This window comes from Mycolicibacterium llatzerense, assembly GCF_025331195.1.
GTDB lineage: Bacteria > Actinomycetota > Actinomycetes > Mycobacteriales > Mycobacteriaceae > Mycobacterium > Mycobacterium llatzerense.
Map to the genome: position 1 here is coordinate 1 of NZ_LXOV01000018.1, position 22,247 is coordinate 22,247.

23 protein-coding genes are annotated in these 22,247 nt (G+C 66.6%); 2 read left to right on the top strand and 21 right to left on the bottom strand.

All coding sequences use genetic code 11. From position 1 onward, the window contains the following. Positions 1 to 238: 238 nt before the first annotated feature. On the bottom strand, positions 239 to 1,492 hold the full coding sequence (gene murA, locus A7G45_RS29615) for a UDP-N-acetylglucosamine 1-carboxyvinyltransferase (protein ID WP_260942256.1): 1,254 nt from the start codon (positions 1,490 to 1,492) through the stop codon (positions 239 to 241). A gap of 71 nt (positions 1,493 to 1,563) precedes the next feature. Here murA and A7G45_RS29620 point away from each other — a divergent pair, with 71 nt between their 5' ends. Then, on the top strand, positions 1,564 to 2,139 hold the full coding sequence (locus tag A7G45_RS29620; protein ID WP_260942258.1) for a cob(I)yrinic acid a,c-diamide adenosyltransferase: 576 nt from the start codon (positions 1,564 to 1,566) through the stop codon (positions 2,137 to 2,139). 6 nt (positions 2,140 to 2,145) lie between these two features. Here A7G45_RS29620 and A7G45_RS29625 read toward each other — a convergent pair whose 3' ends face one another. The 18 genes from A7G45_RS29625 to fadD1 form a co-directional block, all read right to left on the bottom strand. Beyond that, a complete protein-coding gene (locus A7G45_RS29625; protein ID WP_043397045.1) occupies positions 2,146 to 2,592 on the bottom strand; it encodes a DUF2550 domain-containing protein in 447 nt (148 codons plus the stop codon). A gap of 7 nt (positions 2,593 to 2,599) precedes the next feature. Then, the gene (locus A7G45_RS29630) at positions 2,600 to 2,965 is read right to left on the bottom strand and encodes a F0F1 ATP synthase subunit epsilon (RefSeq protein ID WP_043397041.1); all 366 of its coding nucleotides are present in this window, start codon (positions 2,963 to 2,965) and stop codon (positions 2,600 to 2,602) included. Positions 2,966 to 3,001: 36 nt separating this feature from the next. After that, the gene (gene atpD, locus A7G45_RS29635) at positions 3,002 to 4,432 is read right to left on the bottom strand and encodes a F0F1 ATP synthase subunit beta (RefSeq protein WP_260942267.1); all 1,431 of its coding nucleotides are present in this window, start codon (positions 4,430 to 4,432) and stop codon (positions 3,002 to 3,004) included. Positions 4,433 to 4,456: 24 nt separating this feature from the next. After that, complete coding sequence (locus A7G45_RS29640; protein ID WP_043987160.1) at positions 4,457 to 5,377, bottom strand: F0F1 ATP synthase subunit gamma; 921 nt, start codon at positions 5,375 to 5,377, stop codon at positions 4,457 to 4,459. A 7-nt stretch (positions 5,378 to 5,384) separates the two neighbouring features. Next, positions 5,385 to 7,034 carry a F0F1 ATP synthase subunit alpha gene (atpA, locus tag A7G45_RS29645; RefSeq protein WP_260942270.1) on the bottom strand — a complete coding sequence of 550 codons (1,650 nt, stop codon included), beginning with the start codon at positions 7,032 to 7,034 and terminating at the stop codon, positions 5,385 to 5,387. A gap of 45 nt (positions 7,035 to 7,079) precedes the next feature. Further along, positions 7,080 to 8,420, bottom strand: a complete 1,341-nt coding sequence (locus A7G45_RS29650; RefSeq protein ID WP_043397031.1) for a F0F1 ATP synthase subunit B/delta — start codon at positions 8,418 to 8,420, stop codon at positions 7,080 to 7,082. Beyond that, on the bottom strand, positions 8,421 to 8,933 hold the full coding sequence (locus A7G45_RS29655) for a F0F1 ATP synthase subunit B (RefSeq protein ID WP_260942271.1): 513 nt from the start codon (positions 8,931 to 8,933) through the stop codon (positions 8,421 to 8,423). It lies immediately after the preceding gene. 9 nt (positions 8,934 to 8,942) lie between these two features. Further along, positions 8,943 to 9,206 carry a F0F1 ATP synthase subunit C gene (locus A7G45_RS29660; RefSeq protein WP_020104130.1) on the bottom strand — a complete coding sequence of 88 codons (264 nt, stop codon included), beginning with the start codon at positions 9,204 to 9,206 and terminating at the stop codon, positions 8,943 to 8,945. Between the two features lie 73 nt (positions 9,207 to 9,279). Then, a complete protein-coding gene (gene atpB / locus A7G45_RS29665; RefSeq protein ID WP_260942278.1) occupies positions 9,280 to 10,032 on the bottom strand; it encodes a F0F1 ATP synthase subunit A in 753 nt (250 codons plus the stop codon). A gap of 8 nt (positions 10,033 to 10,040) precedes the next feature. Beyond that, positions 10,041 to 10,517 carry an ATP synthase subunit I gene (locus A7G45_RS29670; RefSeq protein ID WP_260942281.1) on the bottom strand — a complete coding sequence of 159 codons (477 nt, stop codon included), beginning with the start codon at positions 10,515 to 10,517 and terminating at the stop codon, positions 10,041 to 10,043. A 259-nt stretch (positions 10,518 to 10,776) separates the two neighbouring features. Further along, the gene (locus tag A7G45_RS29675; RefSeq protein ID WP_043397025.1) at positions 10,777 to 11,973 is read right to left on the bottom strand and encodes a glycosyltransferase family 4 protein; all 1,197 of its coding nucleotides are present in this window, start codon (positions 11,971 to 11,973) and stop codon (positions 10,777 to 10,779) included. Beyond that, positions 11,970 to 12,629, bottom strand: a complete 660-nt coding sequence (locus A7G45_RS29680) for an L-threonylcarbamoyladenylate synthase (RefSeq protein WP_260942284.1) — start codon at positions 12,627 to 12,629, stop codon at positions 11,970 to 11,972. The genes A7G45_RS29675 and A7G45_RS29680 overlap by 4 nt, the downstream gene beginning before the upstream one ends. 43 nt (positions 12,630 to 12,672) lie before the next feature. Then, entirely contained in the window at positions 12,673 to 13,506 is an 834-nt protein-coding gene (gene prmC, locus A7G45_RS29685; RefSeq protein ID WP_260942286.1) for a peptide chain release factor N(5)-glutamine methyltransferase, read from the bottom strand. Between the two features lie 9 nt (positions 13,507 to 13,515). After that, positions 13,516 to 14,595 (bottom strand): peptide chain release factor 1, encoded by a 1,080-nt coding sequence (prfA, locus tag A7G45_RS29690; protein WP_043987165.1) that lies wholly within the window; start codon positions 14,593 to 14,595, stop codon positions 13,516 to 13,518. 100 nt (positions 14,596 to 14,695) lie between these two features. Next, positions 14,696 to 14,932, bottom strand: a complete 237-nt coding sequence (gene rpmE, locus A7G45_RS29695) for a 50S ribosomal protein L31 (RefSeq protein WP_043397017.1) — start codon at positions 14,930 to 14,932, stop codon at positions 14,696 to 14,698. Positions 14,933 to 15,060: 128 nt separating this feature from the next. Beyond that, positions 15,061 to 16,218, bottom strand: a complete 1,158-nt coding sequence (locus A7G45_RS29700) for an RNA polymerase sigma factor (RefSeq protein ID WP_260942290.1) — start codon at positions 16,216 to 16,218, stop codon at positions 15,061 to 15,063. Between the two features lie 32 nt (positions 16,219 to 16,250). After that, positions 16,251 to 16,601 (bottom strand): YciI family protein, encoded by a 351-nt coding sequence (locus tag A7G45_RS29705; RefSeq protein WP_260942292.1) that lies wholly within the window; start codon positions 16,599 to 16,601, stop codon positions 16,251 to 16,253. A gap of 77 nt (positions 16,602 to 16,678) precedes the next feature. Beyond that, positions 16,679 to 18,241: a fatty-acid--CoA ligase FadD1 gene (fadD1, locus tag A7G45_RS29710; RefSeq protein ID WP_260942295.1), complete on the bottom strand. Its 1,563-nt coding sequence runs from the start codon at positions 18,239 to 18,241 to the stop codon at positions 16,679 to 16,681. A 146-nt stretch (positions 18,242 to 18,387) separates the two neighbouring features. On the opposite strand from fadD1, the gene A7G45_RS29715 reads away from it, so the two are divergent. Continuing rightward, a complete protein-coding gene (locus tag A7G45_RS29715; RefSeq protein ID WP_043397010.1) occupies positions 18,388 to 18,987 on the top strand; it encodes a TetR/AcrR family transcriptional regulator in 600 nt (199 codons plus the stop codon). 72 nt (positions 18,988 to 19,059) lie between these two features. On the opposite strand, the gene rho is transcribed toward A7G45_RS29715, so the two are convergent. Both rho and thrB read right to left on the bottom strand, forming a co-directional pair. Beyond that, positions 19,060 to 21,021: a transcription termination factor Rho gene (gene rho, locus A7G45_RS29720; RefSeq protein WP_260942297.1), complete on the bottom strand. Its 1,962-nt coding sequence runs from the start codon at positions 21,019 to 21,021 to the stop codon at positions 19,060 to 19,062. 293 nt (positions 21,022 to 21,314) lie between these two features. Beyond that, positions 21,315 to 22,244 carry a homoserine kinase gene (gene thrB, locus A7G45_RS29725; RefSeq protein ID WP_260942299.1) on the bottom strand — a complete coding sequence of 310 codons (930 nt, stop codon included), beginning with the start codon at positions 22,242 to 22,244 and terminating at the stop codon, positions 21,315 to 21,317. Between the last annotated feature and the right edge of the window lie 3 nt (positions 22,245 to 22,247).

The window sequence follows — 22,247 nt, forward strand, 5'->3', positions numbered from 1 at the left end:
ACACACTATTGAGTTCTCAAACAACACGCCGTTTTCGGGCAACCCCACCAACCTACTACCTCTTGGTCGGGCTGTCAAGCTCTTGCTCTGGGCTTTTTCGGCCCCGCTCGCTGCTGACTTGGAATACATTAGCGGGCTGATCTTGATTTTACAAAACGGCTGCATATGGGCGGTTTTTCGGCGAAAACGCGTTGCACAGCTGTCCGTCGGAACGGTCAGTGCGACACGCCAATCCCCGTCAACTGACCCGTTCGATCTCCGCGCCCAGACTTACGAGGTTCTCCACGAACAACGGGTACCCCCGGTCGATGTGGAAAACGTCGTGAACCTCGGTGTCACCGTCGGCGACCAATCCCGCCAACACCAAACCGGCGCCGGCGCGAATATCCGACGCCCATACCGGTGCACTCGACAACAGCGGAATTCCGCGGACCACCGCATGGTGTCCGTCGGTCCGCGCATCGGCGCCCAGGCGGATCATCTCCTCGACGAACCGGAACCGCGCTTCGAACACGTTCTCGGTGATCATCGAGGTGCCTTCGGCGATGCACGCCAAGCCGATGGCCATCGGCTGCAGGTCGGTCGGGAATCCGGGATACGGCAGCGTCGCGACGTTGACGGCCTTCGGCCGTTCGTACTGCACGACGCGGAAACCGTTGTCGTGCTGGGTCACGGTTGCGCCGGCGTCGTGGAGTTTGTGCAGCACCAGCTGCAGGTGCTGCGGGTCCACCCCGGTCACGGCGACATCGCCCCGCGTCATCGCCGCGGCAATTCCCCAGGTCGCTGCCACGATCCGGTCACCGATCACCCGGTGCTCGGTCGGATGCAGCTTGTCCACCCCGGTGATGGTCAGGGTCGAGGTCCCTCCCCCACTGACCTTGGCACCCATCTGGTTCAACATGTCGCAGATGTCGACGATGTCCGGCTCACGCGCAGCGTTGTGGATGACCGTCACGCCCTCGGCGAGCACGGCAGCCATCAGGATGTTCTCGGTCGCACCCACCGACGGGAACTCGAGCTGAATCTCGGCCCCACGCAGGTGATCGGCCTCAGCGACCACGCAACCGTGCTCGATGTTGCATCGGGCACCGAGTTGCCGCAGACCGGATTGATGCATGTCCAGCGGCCGTGATCCGATCGCATCGCCACCGGGCAACGCGACTTTCGCCTTCTTGCAGCGGCCCACCAACGGCCCGAGCACACACACCGAAGCGCGGAACTGCCGGACCGCGGCGAAATCCGCGTCGTACTTGGGTTCGTCAGGTGAGGTGATTCTGGCCACGTCACCTTCGAGCTCGACGGTGGCCCCAAGACCGCGCAGCACCTCGGCCATCAATGGCACATCCAGGATGTCCGGACAGTTGGTGATCGTGGTGGTGCCCTCGGCCAGCAGTGCCGCGGCCATCAGCTTCAGCACGCTGTTCTTAGCGCCCCCCACGGCAACTTCGCCGGACAACCGGCTACCCCCAGTCACCACGAAACGCTCGCTCACGCGGCTAAGTGTAGACAGCGGCGTCGGCCGGTGTCAGGCCACGAAGAAGTCTCCGCGAGTACGGTTTGACCATGGCTGTTCACCTGACCCGTATCTACACCCGGACCGGCGACGACGGGTCGACCGGACTCAGCGATTTCAGCCGCGTGTCGAAGAACGATTCGCGCCTGGCGGCGTACGCCGACTGCGACGAAGCCAACGCCGCGATCGGCGTCGCCGTCTCCGCGGGCGCACCCGACGAACGAATTCGCTTGGTACTCCTGCAGATTCAGAACGATCTCTTCGATGCCGGCGCGGACCTCTCGACGCCGGTGGTCGAGAATCCGGAATACCCGCCGTTGCGGATCACCCAGCCGTACATCGATCGGCTCGAATCGTGGTGTGACGAGTTCAACGAACCACTGCCGAAACTGACGTCGTTCATCCTGCCCGGCGGCACTCCCCTGTCGGCGTACCTGCACGTCGCCCGGACCGTGGTGCGGCGGGCCGAGCGAGCTGCCTGGCAGGCGATCGACGAACACGGCGACGGCGTCAGCATCCTGCCGGCCAAATATCTGAATCGGCTGTCGGATCTGCTGTTCATCCTGTCGCGGGTCGCAAACCCCGATGGCGATGTGCTGTGGCAGCCCGGCGGCGGGATGCAGTAGCAGAAATCAGACCGCGCGGCGGCGCGACCGCGGCGACGGCCGGGCCTCCAGCCACGACGTGAAAGCCGTCAAAGCCCCACGGTCCAAAGCGATTTCGTAACCGCTGCGCCGTTCGGGGCTGTTGTCGCGCAGCTCGAGAATGACCGTTTCGATGGTCATGATGTCGAATTCGTCGCCCCGCGGGGCGCGGCGCCCGACGACTTCCAGGCCACGACGGGACAGTGTCCGGTCGGGCCACCAGCGCAGGCTCGACAAACGATAAAAGCCGGCCTCACCACCGCGGTAGCGCATGACTCCATGCCGCCACCCGTGGCCGCCGGCAGCCGGGTAGTCGCGCAGGATGGCGGCAGTACCGCCAACCTGACGCAACTTCCACAGCCGATAACTCAGTGCGGCTACAGCCAGCACCAACACACCGACGAGCGCGACCATCATCAACATGGACGCGCTCATCGGGATATCAGTCGAGCTGGCCTACGGCGCGTAGACGCGCCCGGCCCCACGCAGCGGTCGCCTCGTCGTCCGACGCGGCATCGGCCTTGGCCGCATGCGCATCGATCTCCGACTCCAGCGCCGCGTCTTCCACCAGAATCCGCACGGTCTCCTCGGTCACCGAGAGGAACCCGCCGGACACTGCGATCCGCAGATCATCCTCGCCCTCGCGCTCGACCCGGACCATCGCGTCCTCGACCAGCTGGCCGACCAACGGGATGTGCCGGGGCAGGATGCCGATCTCGCCGGCGGTGGTGCGAGTGAAGACGAATGTGGCCTTGCCTGTCCACAGCGCGCGCTCGACGGCGACGATCTCGACGTCCATTTCGGCCATGTCACACCACCTTTCGTGCTCGAGTAACTACGACGGTCACAGCTTGGCGCCGAGGCTTTCGGCCTTCTTCGCCAGGTCGTCGAGACCACCGATGAGGAAGAACGCCTGCTCGGGCAGGTGGTCGAAGTCGCCCTTGGCGAGACGGTCGAACGCCTCGATGGTCTCCTTCAGCGGCACCGTCGAACCCGGCTGGCCGGTGAACTGCTCGGCGGCCATCATGTTCTGGCTCAGGAAGCGCTCGATCTTACGGGCGCGGTACACCAGCACCTTGTCCTCTTCCGACAGTTCGTCGATACCGAGGATGGCGATGATGTCCTGAAGGTCCTTGTAGCGCTGCAGGATTCGGATGACTTCCTGAGCCACGCGGTAGTGCTCGGCACCGACGACGCTGGGGTGCAGGATCGTCGAGGACGATGCCAGCGGGTCCACGGCCGGGAAGATGCCCTTGGAGAACACCGCACGAGAAAGCTCGGTGGTGGCGTCCAGGTGGGCGAACGTGGTGGCCGGGGCCGGGTCGGTGTAGTCGTCGGCGGGCACGTACACGGCCTGCATCGATGTGATGGAACGACCACGGGTCGAGGTGATGCGCTCCTGGAGCTCACCCATCTCGTCGGCCAGCGTCGGCTGGTAACCCACGGCCGAAGGCATACGACCCAGCAGGGTCGAGACCTCGGAACCGGCCTGGGTGAACCGGAAGATGTTGTCGATGAACAGCAGCACGTCCTGGCCCTGCTCGTCGCGGAAGAACTCGGCCATGGTCAGGGCCGACAGGGCGACGCGCATACGGGTGCCTGGCGGCTCGTCCATCTGGCCGAACACAAGCGCGGTGTCCTTGAGCACGTTCGCGTCCGCGAGCTCGACCCACAGGTCGTTACCCTCACGGGTGCGCTCGCCGACGCCGGCGAACACCGAGGTACCACCGAAGTTGCGGGCAATACGGTTGATCATTTCCTGGATCAGAACCGTCTTACCGACACCGGCACCACCGAACAGGGCGATCTTGCCACCACGCACGTACGGGGTCAGCAGGTCGACGACCTTCAGACCGGTCTCCAGCATCTCGGTGCGGGGCTCCAGGTCGGCGAAGGCCGGCGGCTTGCGGTGGATGGACCAGTGCTGGAAGTCCTTGCCGTAGCCGGGCTCATCCAGGCAGTCGCCGAGGGCGTTGAACACGTGGCCCTTGACGCCGTCGCCGACGGGCACCGAGATGGACGCGCCGGTGTCGCGGACCTCGGTGCCACGCACCAGGCCGTCGGTCGGCTGCATCGAGATGCAGCGCACCAGGTTGTCACCGAGGTGCTGAGCAACCTCGAGGGTCAGAGTCTTTGCCAGCGCACCGAAGGTGATGTCGGCGTGCAGAGCGTTGAACAGCTCGGGCACCGAGCCGCGCGGGAACTCGATATCCACCACCGGGCCGGTGATGCGAACCACGCGACCGGCGGTCTTGGTCTCTACGGCAGAAGTCATATCTCTCTTCGCTTCCTACGGGGCCTATTTCGCGTCGGCCAGCGCGTTGGCGCCACCGACGATTTCGCTGATTTCCTGGGTGATCTGGGCCTGGCGCTCGCGGTTCGCGGCGAGCGTGAGGGCCTTGATCAGGTCGTCGGCGTTGTCCGTTGCCGACTTCATGGCGCGTCGACGCGAAGCCGACTCCGAGGCCGCGGCCTCAAGCAGTGCCGCGTAGACACGGGTCGCGATGTACCGCGGCAGCAGCGCATCGAACAACACGTCCGCGCTCGGCTCGAACGAGTACAGCGTCTGGATGCCGACCGGCTCGTCCGAGTACTCGACGGCCAGCGGGGCGATCCGTACGGCCTCGGCGGTCTGCGACAGCATCGACTTGAACTCGGTCGAGACGATGTGCAGCTCGTCGACGCCCAAGATGCCATCGGCACCCGGTCCGTCACCCTCGTCGTCGGCTCCTGCCATGAACGCCGCCACCAGGGTGTCGGCGATCTCCTTGGCGTTGGTGTACTCCGGACGCTCCGAGAAGCCGGTCCAGGACTCCGCGACGGCACGCTGACGGAAGCTGTAGTAGCCCAAGGCCTTTCGGCCGACCACATACAGCACCGGGTCCTTGCCCTCGTTGCGCAGCAACGTGAACAGTTCCTCGGCCCGACGCAGCACGTTGGCGTTGTAACCGCCGCACAGGCCGCGGTCCGACGACACCACCAGCACCCCGGCACGGCGAGGATTCTTCCGCTCGACGAGCAGCGGGTGGTCCAGCGCGCTGGCCCCCGCAAGCTCGGTGAGCATGTTGGTGATCTCGGTGGCGTAGGGCCGGGCTGCATCAACCCGGGCCTGCGCCTTGGCGATCCGCGACGTGGCGATCAGCTCCTGCGCCTTCGTGATCTTCTTGATCGACGAGGCGGATTTGATCCGTCCGCGTAGCTCGCGCAGTGTGGCTGCCATTGGTTACCTAGGCCTTCTTCGGTGCCGGCTTGTGGACCTTCACCGACTCCTGGCCGAGCTCAGCAGGATCCAGTGCCTCGACACCGGCTTCCTTGACCACGACCGAGCTGCCGTCGGTGGCGGCGAAGCCCTTCTTGAACTCGTTGATGACCGAGACCAGCTTCTCCTCGTTCTCCTCCGAGAGCTTCTTGGTCGTCTTGATCCCGTCGAGGATCTCGGCGTGGCTGGCCTTCACGTGCTCCAGCAGCTCGGCGGAGAAGCGCGAAACATCCTCGGCCGGAACCGAATCCAGGTGGCCCTGGGTACCGAGGAAGATCTCGACGACCTGATCCTCGACGGCCAGCGGGCTGTACTGCGGCTGCTTGAGCAGCTCGACCAGGCGAACACCGCGGTCCAGCTGAGCCTTCGACGCCGCGTCCAGGTCCGAGGCGAAGGCCGCGAAGGCCTCCAGCTCGCGGTACTGCGACAGGTCGAGGCGGAGACTTCCTGCCACCTCTTTCATCGCCTTGATCTGAGCGGCACCACCGACGCGGGACACCGACACACCGACGTTCACGGCCGGGCGCACACCCTGGTTGAACAGGTCGGACTCCAGGAAGCACTGGCCGTCGGTGATCGAGATGACGTTGGTCGGGATGAACGCCGAGATGTCGTTGGCCTTGGTCTCGATGACCGGCAGACCCGTCATCGAACCGCCGCCGAGCTCGTCGGACAGCTTCGCGCAACGCTCCAGCAGACGCGAGTGCAGGTAGAAGACGTCACCCGGGAACGCCTCGCGGCCCGGCGGGCGGCGCAGCAGCAGCGAGATGGCGCGGTAGGCGTCAGCCTGCTTGGACAGATCGTCGAACACGATCAGCACGTGCTTACCGGCGTACATCCAGTGCTGGCCGATGGCCGAGCCGGTGTACGGAGCCAGCCACTTGAAGCCGGCGGGGTCGGAGGCGGGGGCCGCGACGATGGTGGTGTACTCCATCGCGCCACCCTCTTCCAGCGCGCGCTTCACGCTGGCGATGGTGGTGCCCTTCTGGCCGATCGCGACGTAGACGCAGCGGACCTGCTGCTTCGGGTCGCCGGTCTCCCAGGCCTCACGCTGGTTCAGGATGGTGTCGACGCAGACCGCGGTCTTGCCGGTCTTACGGTCACCGATGATGAGCTGGCGCTGGCCACGGCCGATCGGGGTCATGGCGTCGATGGCCTTGATACCGGTCTGCAGCGGCTCGCCGACGCCCTGGCGCTGAACCACCGAAGGGGCCTGGAGCTCGAGCACGCGGCGGGTCTCGGCGACGATCTCGCCCTGACCGTCGATCGGCTCACCCAGCGGGTTGATGACGCGGCCCAGGAAGGCGTCGCCGACAGGCACCGAGAGCACCTCACCGGTGCGCTTGACCTGCTGGCCCTCTTCGATCTTCTCGAAGCCACCCAAGATGACCGTACCGACGCTGTGCTCGTCGAGGTTCAGGGCCACGCCCAGAACACCGCCGGGGAACTCGAGGAGCTCCTGCGTCATAACCGAGGGCAGACCCTCGACGTGTGCGATGCCGTCACCGGCGTCGACGACGGTGCCGATTTCCTCGCGATCGTTCGAGGCCGAGAACGTCGTTACGTAGTTCTCGATGGCACCTTCGATATCAGCAGCCGAGATTGTCAACTCTGCCATGGTTTTTGGTCTTCCTACCTAGTCTTGGGTGTTTCGGAGTCTGGGTTAGTCCGGCAGCCGGTTGGAGGCGGCGGCCAGTCGTGACGAGATGGATCCGTCGATCACCTCGTCACCGACGGTGATGGTCAGACCACCGAGGAGGCTCGGATCGACATGCAGCTGGACGGACACCGGGTGGCCGTAGATGCGGGTCAGGACCGACGTGAGTCGGGTCCGCTGGGCATCGGACAGTGCCGCGGCGGCTTCCACGTGGGCAACAACCTCACCGCGGCGGGCAACTGCCAGCTCTGCCAGGTCGAGGACTGCCTCATCGGCACGTTCGCCGCGCAGCAGGCTCACGGTCTGCGTCAGCAGCGCCTTGACGGAGCTGTTGACCGAGCCGTTGGCACCGGTAAGGACCTTGTCCAGCAAGGCAACTCGGCCATCGACCGGAGTGCCGTAGTCACCGAGCAGCGTCGACAGGCGCGGCTGCGCGTCCAGCACACGGCTGAACCGGAACAGCTGGTCCTCGACTTCGGCGACCTCACCGCTGACATCGGCCCGCTTGATCAGCGCCAGGCGAGCGATGTGCTCGACGGCGTCGACCAGGTCGGACTGCTCCGACCACCGCGACGACACCGCGGAGCGCAGCAGCTCCAGGGCGGGGGCGCCGATCTTGCCGGACAGCACCGCGTCCAGCAGCGCGACCTTGGGAGCCGGGTCATCTGCGGGCTCGGCCAGATGCCGGTCGAGGTTGACCTCGGTCAGCAGCAGCCGGGCGACGGCGGCCAGATCGTCGGCCAGCGCCGTGAGCGCAGCCGCATCCAGTCCGTTGGCCGTGGCGTCGAACTTGCCGACCAGCGCGGTCAGTGACTCCCGGCTCGCGGCCCGCAGCTTCACCTCGGCGTGGGTACCGACCTCAGCCGAGGACGGCGCCATCTGCTCGAGATCGGCGAGGAAGCGGTCGACGGTGCCGGCCTGAGCGGCGGGCTCGGCGACGAACTGGCGCACCAGCTCGTCGGCCTTGGCCACCGACTCCGCACCCAGCCCCTGACGGAGCTCGCGGATGACGCCCTGGCGCATCAGCTCGACGTGCTGGACGCCCTGCGCCTTGATGCGCTCGGCGTCGACGCCGGCCTGCTCGCTGAGCTGCTCGACGATGCGCCGCGAATCGTGCCGGGCCTCGTCGGTCACCTTGCCCGACTCGGCCTTCGCGTCGGCGAGAGCCTTGGCGTGCATCTCGTCGGCGTCAGCGAGTTTCTTTGCGGCTTCGGCACTTTCGGCCAGCGCGACGCGAACGGCCTCCTGCTGCTTGGCCATCAGACCCTTCACCGGAGGTACCACGTACTTCCAGATGATGGCCACGATGACGGCAAAGCCGATCAGCTGCCCGATGAAGATTTCCATCTACTGGCTCCCGCCTGATTTCACGTCCACGCCGAGGATTCGGCTCGCCAGCGTCTGGGACAGGTTGTCAACCGACGACTGCAGTTCGGTCTGCGTGGACTGCCGCTTCGCGGACAGTGCCTGGTCGGCACCCTTGAGGGTTTCGGCCACCTCACCACTCGCCGCTGCACGCGCCTGGTCGACGACCTTGCGGCCCTCGTTGCGGGCCTCGTCACGGATGGCCGAGGCCTCCGTGCGAGCGCCCGCCATCGCCGCGTTGTAGTCCGCCTCTGCGGCGGCCACCTGCTCAGCCGACTTCCGGTTATCAGCAGCGGTCTTGGCCAGCATTTCCTCGCGTTCGACCAAGACCTTGCTGATCGGTGGCACAACCCACTTGCCGATCACGCCGAGCACGATCAGGAAGATGATCAGCACGACGAAGAAGGTCGCGTTGGGGATCAGGAAGTTCTGACCCCCGCCGCCTTCCGCTGCTGCCTGGCCCGAGGCCAGGATGGTTGCGCTCAATTCACCCATGTCGACGGATTACGACAGGCCCGGGGTGGCGAACACGAAGAGCGCCATGAAAGCCAGGTTGATGAAGTACGCGGCTTCCACCAGACCGACGGTGATGAAGAACGGGGTGAACAGGCGGCCCTGGGCCTCCGGCTGGCGGGCGATGCCCGAGATCAGCGCGTTGCCGGCGATACCGTCACCGATACCGGCGCCGATGGCGCCACCGGCCATGATCAAGCCACCGCCGATGAGGGCGCCCTGGATGATAGTGGCGTTCGTTGCTGCGTCGGCCATTCTCTTTTTCCTCCTTGGTAACTGGTAGCTGCGCTACCAGGGTCTTATTTGCGGTTCCTACAGGTCTTGCTGATTAGTGGTGCTCGTCGAGTTCCATCGACTGGCTGAAGTACAGGATCGTCAGCAGCGCGAAGATGAACGCCTGGATCAGGCCGACGAAGAGGTCGAAGGTCTTCCAGATGGCGTTCGGCGCCCACTGCACGTACCAGGGGAACATCGCGATCAGCGCGACCAGGATGCCGCCGGCGAACATGTTGCCGAAGAGTCGCAGAGACAGCGAGACCGGCTTGGCGATCTCCTCGACGATGTTGATCGGCGCCAGGACCGCGACGTGGCCCTTCAGCAGCTTCTTGAAGTGGCCGAAGAGGCCCCGGCGCCAGATGCCCGCAGCGTGGTAGCAGAGGAACACGAACAGCGCGAGCGCCAACACGTAGTTGATGTCCGAGGCCGGCGGAGCCAGCAGCTCCTTGGCGCCGCCGCCTTCCCCACCGAACTGCACCGGCAGGACCGAGAGCCAGTTGGAGATCAGGATGAAGGTGAAGATCGTGACGGCCAGCGGCAGCACGAACGGCGCGACCTTCATACCGATCGCGGTCTCGATCTGCTGGCGCATCTGGATGGTGATGGCCTCGAAGAACAGCTGAACACCACCGGGAACTCCGGTCGAGGTCACCTTCGCCTTCACGAAGAAGGCCAACGCAATGACGATGACCGCGGCCACACTGGTGGCGATGATCGTGTCGACGTTGAAGGTGTAGCCCCACAGCTCGTGCTGCTCGTGGTGGCCGACCTCAATGGCGGCCTCGGCGGTGAATTGTTGAATCACTTGGGTCGTCAGTCCTTTGCTTCTGATCCGTCGTGTGCGTCTGGTCCGTCGGCGCCGGCGCCACCCTCACGCTGGCCGGCGCGCACCTTCTTCATGACCGGCAATGCCGTGCTCATGACAAGAATCGCCTGGAACAATGCCACCCCGAACAGCACGCCGATGCCGGTTGGCTTGAAAAACCATGTGATCAGCAGGGCGATCACAGAGATGGCCACCAACCGCATCGCGGAGTTGGCTGCCATCTGCATCTTCAGCGGGTGGTCCTTGGCGGTGACCTTGGCAACCGCGCGGCGGACCATCATGGCGTTGGCCAGACCGAGCGCCATCCCCAGGCCGAAGAAGGCGCCGAATTTGAGATTGCCGCTCACTGTGTAGCCGCCACCGAGCGCGATGGCCGTGACGAGGAGCGAGATAGCAAACAAACGCACGGGCTGAAAAGCCACTGCCGGCAACACCAAAGGCGCGTCTTGCGCTGGCGTCGTCATGGTATTCACCTCAATCCCGCGGTCACGAGTGCCGTCCCCATATACCTGGCAATCCTGTGTGCGTGCCCACAGAGCGTATCGAAGATCACATCGAGCGCGTCGGGCACACTGGAATCACCCAAGGGGAAGCTCCCTTTGTCGGTCGTCATTCGGCGCCGATCGGCTTGTGTGAACCGATGGGCCGGGCCGGCAACCCGCGAGGTTTTTCGGGTTCTGCCAGAACCGTACCACATGGTGGGCACCCAAAAACGGGCACCTACTACTTTTTGTCGTACTCGCCTTCTGGCAGGTCATCGCGCCGCCGCAGCAGCGGGATCAGGGTGAAAATGGCGGCCAGCAGGATGGCTCCGAGCATGACCGCACCGGTGTATCGGGGGTCGAAGAATATGGTGCTGGCCGCCCCCAGCGCGACGATCCCGACCCATAGGTAGATGAGCAGTACGACGCGTCGGTGCGAGTGGCCGATCTGCAGCAGCCGGTGGTGCAGATGCATCTTGTCGGGGCTGAACGGACTGAGGCCGGCACGGGTGCGGCGGACGATCGCCAGCAGCATGTCGAGGGCCGGCACGAACATCACCGCAACGACCAACAGGAACGGCGACAGCAAAGCGAACACGTCGCGCGCGCCGTAGGCGTTCTGGGAGATCGGGCCGGCCGCGGTGGTCGACGCGGCGGCCAGCATCAGGCCGATCAGCATGGACCCGGAATCCCCCATGAAGATGCGGGCCGGATGGAAATTGTGCGGCAGGAAGCCCAAGCACGCGCCGGCAAGCACCACCGAGATGACGGCCGGCGGGTAGAACAGCACGTCACCGCCGTGGTCGCGCAGCAGCCCGACCGAGAAGATGCAGATGGCCGACGCGGTGATCAGTCCGAGCCCGGCAGCCAGGCCGTCGAGGCCGTCGACGAAGTTCATCGCGTTGACGATCGAGACCGTCAGCGCCAGGGTCAGCAGGATCGATGACGCCTGGTCCAGCACGATGGTGCCAACGCCGCCGATCGGGATGTACAGCACACTCCAGGCCACGCCCATGGTGACCAGGACGCTGGCCGCGGTGATCTGGCCGGCAAACTTGGTCAGGGCGTCCAGGCCCCAGCGGTCGTCGATCAGACCGATCAGCATGATCAGGCCGCCCGCCACCACGACCGCGGGCATACCGGAGGAATAGACGAAACCGCGTGTCAGCGCGGGCAATTGGGAAGCCAGCAGAACGGCGGCGGCCACCCCGATGTACATGGCCAGCCCGCCCATCCGCGGGACCGGCTGGACGTGGACGTCGCGTTCGCGCGGGTAGGCGACCGCACCGAACCGGAAGGCCAGCGCCCGTACCCAGCCGGTGGCGAAGTACGTGATGATCGCCGCGGTGAGACCGACCAGCACCAGCTCCCGGAGCGGGACCCCGGTGCCACGATCGATCTGCGCGAGCAGCCTGCCGGCGTCGGCAACTACGGTCACGGCACCTCGCCGGTCAGGGACTCCGCGTCGACACCGAGCACTTCGGCGATCTGCGCGGCAGAGATCGGCCCTTCGCGCAGCACGCGCGGCGTCGCGCCGGTGAGGTCGACGATCGTGGACGCGGCCTGCTTGGTCGCCGGGCCGGCATCGAGGTACACCTCGACCTTCTCGCCCAGCTGCTCGCGCGCTTCGTCAGCGGTGACCGCGGGCGGCTGGCCGGAGATGTTGGCGCTGGACACGGCCATGGGACCGACCTCGCGCAGCAGCTCGATCGCCACCGGGTGCAGCGGCATACGCAGCATGACGCTGCCGTTGGTGTCGCCGAGATCCCATGACAGCGACGGGGCCTGGCGCACGACCAGGCTCAACGCTCCGGGCCAGAACGCCTCGATCAGATCTCGGGCCGAGGGCGGGACGGTGTAGACCAGGCCGTCGATGGTGCGCCAGGAACCGACCAGAACCGGGACCGGCATGTTGCGGCCCCTCCCCTTCGCGGCCAGCAGCGCCGCGACGGCCTCACTGTTGAAGGCGTCGGCGCCGAGACCGTAGACGGTGTCGGTGGGCAGCACGACCAGGCGCCCGCCTTTGAGGGCACTTATGGCCGACGCGATCCCGGTGCTGCGTTTCGCCGCATCGCCGCAGTCGAACGTCTCCATCTATGACTCCTCACGCAAGCGTTCGTCGGTTGCCATGACCCGTTTACCGTCGAGTCGCGGTGACGAACCGGGGCCGCCCGGTCAGATCGCGCCGTGCGGTGATGTCACCGAACGTACCGTCGCGGTCCAACGCGGCCACCACCTGATCCGCCGTGGTGTCGTCGTGCTCAATACCCAACTTGCCGCCCGGACGCAGCAACCGGGCCGCCAGCGCGATGATCGGCACGATGACGGACATGCCGTCGGGCCCGCCGAACAGGGCCGCGGCCGGGTCGTGGTCGATGACTTCGGGATCGAGCTCGGCGCCGTCGGGGATGTAGGGCGGGTTGGACACCAGCAGGTCCACTGTGCCGTCCCTGTCTGCCAGCAGGCTGGGAACGGTGACGTCGGCCTCCAGCACCTCGACGGCGCTTCCGGCACAGTTACGCCGGGCATAGACCAGGGCCTCCGGGGACTTCTCGACGGCCACGACCTGCGCCTGCGGCCAGGTGTGCGCGAGCGCCAGGGCCAGCGCTCCCGACCCGGTGCACAGGTCCACGATCACCGAGCTCGGCGGCAACGGCTGGTTCATCGCCCACTCCAGCAGCGCCTCGGTCTCCGGGCGGGGAATGAACACCCCCGGACCGACCTGCACCTCGACCGGGCCGAACGCGGCTGTTCCGATCAAGTGCTGCAAGGGAATTCGCTGTGCGCGACGCTTGACCAGATCACTGAACCGCGGATAGAACGCCGGGTTGGGCTCGGCGAACATCACCCGGGCCCGGTCCACCCCGGCCGCGTGCGCGGCGAGGTATTCGGCGTCCACCCGCGCTGAGTCGACGCCCGCGGCGGCCAGCACGGCCGCGGCGTCAGCGATCGCTTGTCTGACGGAGTTCACTCGGGCCGGTCACTCTTGCGCGAGCCGGGCCTGCTTGTCGGCGGCGGCGAGGGCGTCGAGCAGCGCGTCCATGTCGCCGTCGAGCACCTGGTCGAGGTTGTGGGCCTTGAAGTTGATGCGGTGGTCGGCGATCCGGTTCTCCGGGAAGTTGTACGTCCGGATGCGCTCGCTGCGGTCGACGGTGCGGATCTGGCTGGCGCGGTCAGCGGAGGCGTCGGCGGACGCCTGTTCCTCGGCGAGGGCCTGCAGGCGCGCGGCGAGCACCACCATGGCGCGGGCCTTGTTCTGCAGTTGCGAGCGCTCGTTCTGGCAGGTGACGACGATGCCGGTGGGCAGGTGGGTGATGCGGACCGCCGAATCGGTGGTGTTGACGCCCTGACCGCCCTTGCCGGATGACCGGTAGACGTCGATGCGCAGGTCGGATTCGTCGATCTGCACCTGCTCGACGTCTTCGGGCTCCGGGTACACGAGGACGCCGGCTGCCGACGTGTGGACGCGGCCCTGCGATTCGGTGACGGGCACGCGCTGCACGCGGTGGACGCCGCCTTCGAACTTCATGCGCGACCACACGCCGTCGGCGGAATCGCCCTTGCTGGCGATGGTGATGGTGGCGTCCTTGTAGCCACCAAGGTCCGACCAGGTCTCGTCGAGCACGGTGACGGTCCAGCCGTGGCGCTCGGCGTACCGGATGTACATGCGCGCGAGGTCGGACGCGAACAGCGCCGACTCTTCGCCGCCCTCACCGGATTTCACCTCGAGCACGACATCGTCGGCGTCGTGCGGATCACGCGGGGCCAGCAGATCGGTCAGCTTGGCATCGAGTTCGGCGACGCGGGCCTCCAGCTCGGGCACCTCCGCTGCGAACGCGGCGTCCTCTGCCGCCAGCTCGCGGGCCGCTTCGAGGTCGCCTTGGGCGGCCTCGAGCTTGCGGTAGGTCACGACGATCGGCGACACCTGTGCGAAACGACGACCGACCTTGCGGGCGGCGCCGGCGTCAGCGTGCAGACCCGGGTCCCCCAGTTGCCGTTCGAGATCGGCGTGCTCGGCCAGCAGCGCCTCGATGCGGGGCGCTGTATCTGTCTGTGCCACTTGAGGACTCCTGCGGTAGTTCTGGGGTGCCGGGTTCTGGATACGAAAACGGCGCCCGGACCTGACGCGAATGCGACAGATCGGGCGCCGCCCGTGAAAGCTAGCTCTCGGACTCGGCCTTCGCGCCGGCGTTGCGCTTGCCGTACCGCTTCTCGAAGCGAGCCACGCGGCCGCCGGTGTCGAGAAGCTTCTGCTTGCCCGTGTAGAACGGGTGGCACTGCGAGCACACCTCGACCACGATGTGGCCGCTGTCCTTGGTGCTACGAGTCTGGAAGGTGTTGCCGCAACCGCAGACCACAGTGGTCTCGACGTATGCGGGGTGAATACCCGATTTCATTTCATGGTCCTCTGCGATCGATGGCGCCGGGTCGCCCGATTATTCGGACGTGAACCGGAACCGAGGGGGTTCGGCGGTCGATTATGCCAGGTCAGCCGCCAAGGTCCTAAACGCGGCCGGGCCGCCGGCTATTCCGTGGCGGTGCCACGATGCAGCTCGGCCAGCCGGCGCTCCAGGAATCGTCGTTCCGCCTCGGTCGTGGCCAGTGCCAGCGCTCGTTCGAACTCGCCGCGCGCCTCATCGGTGCGGCCCAGCCGGCACAACAATTCCGCCCGAGTGGACGGCAGATAACGGTAATCGCCCAGGTCAAGCGCGTCGATGAGGTCCAGCGCCCGGGCGGGATCACCGGCCTCGGCGACCGCCACCGCACGGTTGAGTGCGACGACCGGTGATCCGGTCAGCTCTTCGAGCCGCTCGTACAAGACCACGACCTCGTCCCAATCGTTCTCCTCATCGGCCTGCAACGAGGCGATGGCCGCCTGCAGCACGTACGGCCCGGCGGCCAGCCGCAGCGCCAGCGCCCGGTCGAGGGCGGCCCGCCCGGCGTCGACCTTGGTCTGGTCGTGCAATGTCCGATCCTGTTCGGCGAGCGGCACCACTTGGCCGTCGACCACGCGGGCCGCGCGTCGCGAATCGTGCAGCAGCATCAGCGCCAGCAGCCCGTAGGCCTCGGGTTCGTCGGCCAGTAGTTCGGCGAGCAGCCGACCGAGCCGGATCGCTTCGGCGGCGAGGTCGTCCCGCTCGGTGAAGCCCTGGTTGAAGATCAGGTAGATCGCCGCGAGGACCGCAGCCACCCGGTCGGGCAGCAGCCGGTCGGCCGGCAGCGCGAAGGGGATGTTCGTCGCCTTGATCTTGGTCTTGGCGCGGGAGAGACGCCGCTTCATGGTGTCCTCGGAAACCAGGAACGCGCGCCCGATCTCGGCGGTGGTCAGCCCGCCGAGGGCCCGCAGCGTGAGCGCCACCTGGGCCTCACGTGCCAGCGCCGGATGGCAGCACATGAAGATCAGCTGCAGGCGCTCGTCGCCGATGGTGCTGTCATCGAGGTCGATCTCGTCCATCGTCGTTGCCTGTTGATCCGCTTCGAGCAGCCGGGTCTTGGCGCGCAGCGTCTGCTCGCGGCGCAACCGGTCGATCGCCACATTGCGTCCGGTGCGCACCAGCCAGGCCACCGGCGCAGCCGGCACGCCGTCGCGGGACCACCTCTCGGCGGCTCGGGCGAACGCCTCCTGCGCGGCATCCTCGGCGAGGTCGAAGTCGCCGAGGATGCCGATGAGCGCGGCCAGCACGCGGCCCCACTCGCGCTGGAAGATCGCCTCGATCAGTAGCCCGTCTCCACCGGTACCTCGAAGAGCGGCCGTACCTCGACGCCACCACCGAGTCGTACGGCCGGGATCCGCTGGGCGAATTTGAGGGCCTCGTCCAGATTGTCGGCCTCGATGACGAAGTAGCCGGCGAACACCTCTTTGGTGTCGGCATACGGGCCGTCGGTGATCAGGCCGTCACCGCGCACCGTGGTGGCCGTCTCGACCGGCTGCAGGTGGCCGCCGCCGACGCATTGCGGCTCGAACCGCAGGGCCATGTACTCCGCGCTGAGCGCGGCCTGCTCGTCGTCGGTGAGCTCCGCGTCATGGCTGCCCGGCCGGGTGTAGATCAGCGTTGCGTATTTCATGGTGGTCTCCTTCTGGGTTGATCGTCCAACAGCAGTGAGACGAACGGGGGCCCGTTGAGGGGACACGTCGGCAGAAATCAGTTTTCGGTCAGCTGCCGGTACTCGGTACCGTCGCGCTTCCACACCAGCCGACCGACCGGATCCGCGCCGAGGACGACCAGTTCCCGCTTCAGAATCTTGTTGGTCGCGGTGCTGGGCAGGTCGTCGGCGAGCCAGACATACCGCGGCCAGGACTTCGGGGACATGTCCGGCTGGGCGGCCAGGAATTCCGCGAATGACGTCGCGTCGAGGGTTTGTCCGTCACGCAGCACCATGGCGGCCATCACCTGGTCGCCGACGAACTCGTCGGGCACCGGATAGACAGCGACCCGGCTGATCACCGGGTGGCGCAACAGGATTCGTTCGATGGGGGCCGCCGTGATGTTCTCCCCGTCCACCCGCATCCAGTCGGCGGTGCGGCCGGCCAGATAGATCCAGCCGTCGGCGTCGCGGTAGGCCAGATCGCCCGACCAGTACATGCCGTGCCGCAGCCGTTCGTCGGTCGCGCCCTGGTCGTTGTGGTAGCCGCGGAACATCCCGCTGCCGTTCGTGTTCACCAGCTCGCCGGTGGCGGCGTCGCCGTTGACCAGCGCGCCGGTCTCGTCGAAGCGGGCGACCTCGCACTCTTCGACGGTCTCCGGGTGGTAGATCGCGACACCCGGGAAGCCCTGTCCGACGCTGCCGGCCGGGGTGCCCTCGGAACGGGTGATGATGATCGCGAGCTCGGTCGAGCCGAAGCCGTCCCACACGCTGCAGTCGAACCGGCGGCTGAACTCGTCGATATCGCGGTCGGCGGCCTCGTTGCCGAAGGCCACCCGCAGCGGGTTGTCGTGGTCGTCGGGCTGCTCGGCGGTGGCCAGGATGTAAGCCAGCGGCTTGCCGACGTAGTTCATGTAGGTCGCACCGTAGCGGCGGATGTCCGGGAGGAATCTCGACGCGGAGAACTGTGCCGGCGCCATCGCCGCTCCAGACCCGAGGGCGACACCCCAACCGGCGTAGACGCCGTTGGAGTGGAACAGCGGCATCGCCAGGTAACAGGTATCGGCCTCGGTGAGGTGGTAGCGCTGCACCAGCGCCGCGGCCGAGAACAGCACGATGGTGTGCGCCACCTCGACGGCCTTGGGCTCGCCGCTGGTGCCCGAGGTGAAGATCATCATGAAGGTGTCGTCGGGCCCGACTTCACGATGCGGCGTCAGGTCCTGCTGCGGCCACTCGGTCGCGGTGACGTCGATGACGGTGACGCCCGGCAGTTCGACGTCCTGGAGGAGCTCTCGACCCGCCTGATCTACGAGCACGATCTGGCATTCGACGCGCGCGATGTCGCGCGCGAGCGCCTCACCTCGACGGGTGTTGTTGATGCCGCACAGCACGTAGCCGCCCAGCGCCGCGGCGGCCAGCGCCGTCAGCATGTCGGGGGTGTTGCCCAGCAGCGTGCCAACGTGCAGCGGCCGCAGCGGGTCGGCCTGACCGACCAGGGCGGCGGCCTGCGCCTTGGCTCCGGCGACGTACTCTCGCCACGTCCAGGTCGTCTCGCCATACTTGACGGCGACGGTGTCCTGGTCGGCGCGTTCGCGAAGCAGCTGCTGAAGGGTCTCCGCCATTTAGGCTCCCGGTGCGGTGGGCGGTCACGAACCACCCAGAGTGAACAGATTCTAGAAAGTGTCTACCATGGCTGAGGGGTAGCGCACTAGCGTCCGCGCCCTGGCAGAATCGTCGTTCGCCCGGTTGACAAGTGAGGAGACATCCGGTGGCTAGCCCAGAATCCCCGAAAAGTGTGCGCGATCGACTGATCGACGCCGCTGAAGAGTGCATGCGCGCCAAGGGAATTCGCGCCACCACGGTATCCGAGGTCGCCGAGGCCGCCGGCGTCTCACGCGGCTGGCTCTACCGGCATTTCCCGGACAAGGTGACACTGCTGGGCGCGGCGATCGTCCGCCTGAACAACGCCTACTGGACCGACGCGCACGCCATGCTGGAGTCGATCGACGGCCTGGACAACCAGATGGTGACCGGAATCCAGCACGGCCGCACCGCCTACGACGACCCCGGCGCCCTGCTGATGAAGCTACGCGTCGAAGAACCCGACGAGTTCGCCGCCTGCGCCGGCGCCGGCGTGCAGGGCCTGGTGCCCGACCTCGCCGATTTCTGGTCGCGGTACCTCGTCAGCGCCCGCGACAACGGCGAGATCCACCCCGACACCGACATCGACGACGCCGCCGAGTGGGTCGCGCGGGTCATCCTGTCGCTGGCCACCATGCCCGGGCAGCGGCTGGACGCCAACAATGCCGAGGAACTGCGCGCGCACGTCCGCCGCTACGTGATGCCGGGGTTGAAGGCGCAGCCGTAGCAGTACCCCAGAACGCACTGAAGGCCGCAACTCGGGCAGAGTTGCGGCCTTCAGTTTCAAGAACTGCGACGGTTAGTCGTTGTCCGGACCGCCGGGGGCAGTCTTGGAGACCTGGACCAGGAACTCGTAGTTGGTCTTGGTCTTGCGCAGCTGGCTCATCAGCAGGTCGATGGCCTGATGCGGATCCAGACCGCTGAGCACGCGACGCAGCTTGTGCACCACCGCAAACTCGTCGGTGGACAGCAGCAGCTCGTCCTTACGCGTACCGGACGGGTTGACGTCGACCGCCGGGAACACCCGACGCTCGGAGATCTTGCGGTCCAGTTTGAGCTCGGCGTTACCCGTGCCCTTGAACTCCTCGAAGATGACGGTGTCACCGGTGGAGCCGGTCTCGACCATCGCGGTGGCGATGATGGTCAGCGAGCCGCCGTGCTCGATGTTGCGGGCAGCACCGAGGAACCGCTTGGGTGGGTACAGGGCGGTGGAATCGACACCACCGGAGAGGATGCGGCCCGACGCCGGCGACGCGTTGTTGTATGCGCGGCCCAGACGGGTGATCGAGTCCAGCAGCACCACGACGTCCTTGCCCTGCTCGACCAGGCGCTTGGCCCGCTCGATGGCCAGCTCGGCGGCCTGGGTGTGGTCTGACGGCGGACGGTCGAAGGTCGAGGCGATGACCTCACCCTTCACCGAGCGCGTCATGTCGGTGACCTCTTCCGGACGCTCGTCGACGAGCACCACCATGAGGTGGCATTCCGGGTTGTTCTGAGTGATCGCGTTGGCGATGTCCTGCATGATCGTCGTCTTACCGGCCTTCGGCGGGGACACGATCAGCGCACGCTGGCCCTTACCGATCGGCATGATCAGGTCGATCACACGCGTGGTCAGCCGGTCCGGAGTGGTCTCCAGACGCAGCCGCTGGTTCGGGTACAGCGGGGTGAGCTTGTTGAAGTCTGGACGGTTGCGGGCAGCCTCGACCGGGCCGCCATTGACGCTGTCCAGCCGCACCAGCGGGTTGAACTTCTGACGGGGGTTGTTTCCACTGCTGCTGGCGCCGGTTTCGCCCTCGCGCGGGACCCGCACGGCGCCGGTCACCGCATCACCACGGCGCAGGCCGTTCTTGCGGACCATGTTCATCGAGACGTAGACGTCGTTGGAGCCGGCCAGGTAGCCCGAGGTGCGGACGAACGCGTAGTTGTCCAGCACGTCGAGGATGCCGGCGACCGGCTGCAGGACGTCGTCCTCGCGCAGTTCGGTCTCGGCGTTGCCGCCGCCCTGGTTGTCGCCGCGTTCCCCACGACGACGACGGTCACGGTCGCGGAACCGACGGCCGCGACGGCCTCCACGGCTGTCGTCGTCGTCATCATTGTTGGAGTTGTCGTTGCCGCCCTGGTTGCGGTTGCCACCCTGGTTGCGGTTGCCGCCCTGGTTGTCGCCACCGCGATCGCGGTTGCCACCCTGGTCGCGGTTGCCGCCCTGGTTACCTTCGGACTTGTTGCCGCCCTGGTTGCTGTTGTCGGCGTTCCGCTCGCGGTTGCGCTCCTCGCGCGGGGCGTCGGTGTTGTCCGCGTTCTCGGCGGGCTTGTCGCCGGCATCGCCGGATTCGCCGTCGGCGGGCGCACCGGCCCGGCGCGCCGAGCCGCGGCGTTCGCGGCGCGGGGCCTGCTCAGCGGCGGGCGCGTCAGCGGCAGCTTCGCCGCCGGTGTTCGCGGCCGCGGCCGGGGCTTCCTTGGCCTCGTTGGCGGCGTCGTTGCCGTTCACAGCCTCGGCGGCCTTGGTTTCGGTCTTGGGTTCAGCCTTGGCGGCCTTGGCTTCGCTCTTGGCGCCGTTTGCCTCGCCGCGGTGTTCCCGGATGGCGGCGATCAGTTCGCTCTTGCGCATGCCGGAGGTGCCCTTGACGCCGGCTTCGGAAGCGAGCGCACGCAGGTCGGGGAGCAGAAGACTGGTCAGCGATCCGGAGCGTCCGGCCGCCGGCGCTTCAGTTGCCGGGGCATCAGTGGTGCCATCGGCGGTGAAGAGGTCCGTATCAGTCACGGATTTCCTTTCTGTGCCCTCGCGCATCGGATCAGGCGAGGGTTTTGTTCGCAGTCGGACGGCTTCCCCGAACCGCAATCGGCAAGAGCCCTGGTCAGCTGAGGCAGTGCAACAGCCAAGCACCGGGATTTGCCGCCGTGCGGCGAACCATCAGTCCACGAGTTGAACATCTAAGAGAAGAGTGGTCGTCCTACCGTAGGCGCAGGTACTAGAGCCTGCGATTGCTGGACGGTGCGAGAATATCTCTGATCCGACAATGAAGCAAGAAATGCCACTCCGGCGTGTGCTTTTCGTTAGACGCCGGCACCGACGGTCCAGCGAACCCCTTGGCCCACAGCCATCTTTTCGACGACGAACCCGTTGGCAGCGCCGAATTCGAGGACTTCGGCGGGCAACTCGGGCTCGGTGCTGAATGCGATAACCGCAGGTCCAGCACCGGAAAGCACTGCTGCCACTCCAGAACGCCGCAGCATCGCCAGATATTCCGCCGAGGCCGGCATGGCAGCTGCCCGCTGCGGTTGGTGCATGACGTCCTCGGTTGCCGCCATCAGCAAATCCGGGCGCTGCGTCAGTGCCACCACCAGCAGCGCGGCGCGGCTCACGTTGAACGTCGCGTCAGTGTGAGCGATGACTTCCGGCAGCACAGCCCGAGTCTCCGCGGTCGACGACCGCACCTGCGGAATGGCCGGGAACAGATGAATGTCGGGATGCAGCGCCAGTGGCACCGCCGCGTACACCGGGCCGGGCTCGGTGTAGGACACCACCGCGCCACCCAGCACCGCAGCCGACGCATTGTCCGGATGCCCCTCGAATTCCGAAGACAGCTGCACCAGCTGATCGAGCGTGAGCGGCTGCGAACCCGATTGTGCGATAAGGCCATTGGCGACGGCCAGGCCGCCGACCACCGCTGCCGCCGACGACCCGAGTCCCCGCGAATGCGGAATGACGTTGCGGCACTTGATGTTCAGGCCAGAAGCCGAGACTCCGCCGGCAGCCAGACCACGCCGGATCGCCCGCGCGACCAGATGAGACTCGTCGAGCGGAACCTGCCCGGCGCCCTCCCCCGTCACCTCGATGACGAGGCCGGATTCGGTTGTCTCCGCCTGAATTTCGTCGTACAGACTCAAGGCCAGGCCCAGGCTGTCGAAGCCGGGGCCGAGATTGGCGCTCGAGGCGGGGACGACGGCGGTGGCGAGCAGGCCGGCGGGCAGGCTTTCGGTCACTGG

Coding starts and splice junctions, on each gene's coding strand:
- A7G45_RS29705 (WP_260942292.1), bottom strand. CDS start 16,601: ATGAAATACGCAACGCTGATCTACACCCGGCCGGGCAGCCATGACGCG.
- fadD1 (WP_260942295.1), bottom strand. CDS start 18,241: ATGGCGGAGACCCTTCAGCAGCTGCTTCGCGAACGCGCCGACCAGGAC.
- A7G45_RS29660 (WP_020104130.1), bottom strand. CDS start 9,206: ATGGCCGACGCAGCAACGAACGCCACTATCATCCAGGGCGCCCTCATC.
- A7G45_RS29650 (WP_043397031.1), bottom strand. CDS start 8,420: ATGGAAATCTTCATCGGGCAGCTGATCGGCTTTGCCGTCATCGTGGCC.
- A7G45_RS29630 (WP_043397041.1), bottom strand. CDS start 2,965: ATGGCCGAAATGGACGTCGAGATCGTCGCCGTCGAGCGCGCGCTGTGG.
- atpA (WP_260942270.1), bottom strand. CDS start 7,034: ATGGCAGAGTTGACAATCTCGGCTGCTGATATCGAAGGTGCCATCGAG.
- A7G45_RS29680 (WP_260942284.1), bottom strand. CDS start 12,629: ATGGAGACGTTCGACTGCGGCGATGCGGCGAAACGCAGCACCGGGATC.
- A7G45_RS29625 (WP_043397045.1), bottom strand. CDS start 2,592: ATGAGCGCGTCCATGTTGATGATGGTCGCGCTCGTCGGTGTGTTGGTG.
- atpD (WP_260942267.1), bottom strand. CDS start 4,432: ATGACTTCTGCCGTAGAGACCAAGACCGCCGGTCGCGTGGTTCGCATC.
- A7G45_RS29620 (WP_260942258.1), top strand. CDS start 1,564: ATGGCTGTTCACCTGACCCGTATCTACACCCGGACCGGCGACGACGGG.
- rpmE (WP_043397017.1), bottom strand. CDS start 14,932: ATGAAATCGGGTATTCACCCCGCATACGTCGAGACCACTGTGGTCTGC.
- A7G45_RS29640 (WP_043987160.1), bottom strand. CDS start 5,377: ATGGCAGCCACACTGCGCGAGCTACGCGGACGGATCAAATCCGCCTCG.
- A7G45_RS29670 (WP_260942281.1), bottom strand. CDS start 10,517: ATGACGACGCCAGCGCAAGACGCGCCTTTGGTGTTGCCGGCAGTGGCT.
- A7G45_RS29655 (WP_260942271.1), bottom strand. CDS start 8,933: ATGGGTGAATTGAGCGCAACCATCCTGGCCTCGGGCCAGGCAGCAGCG.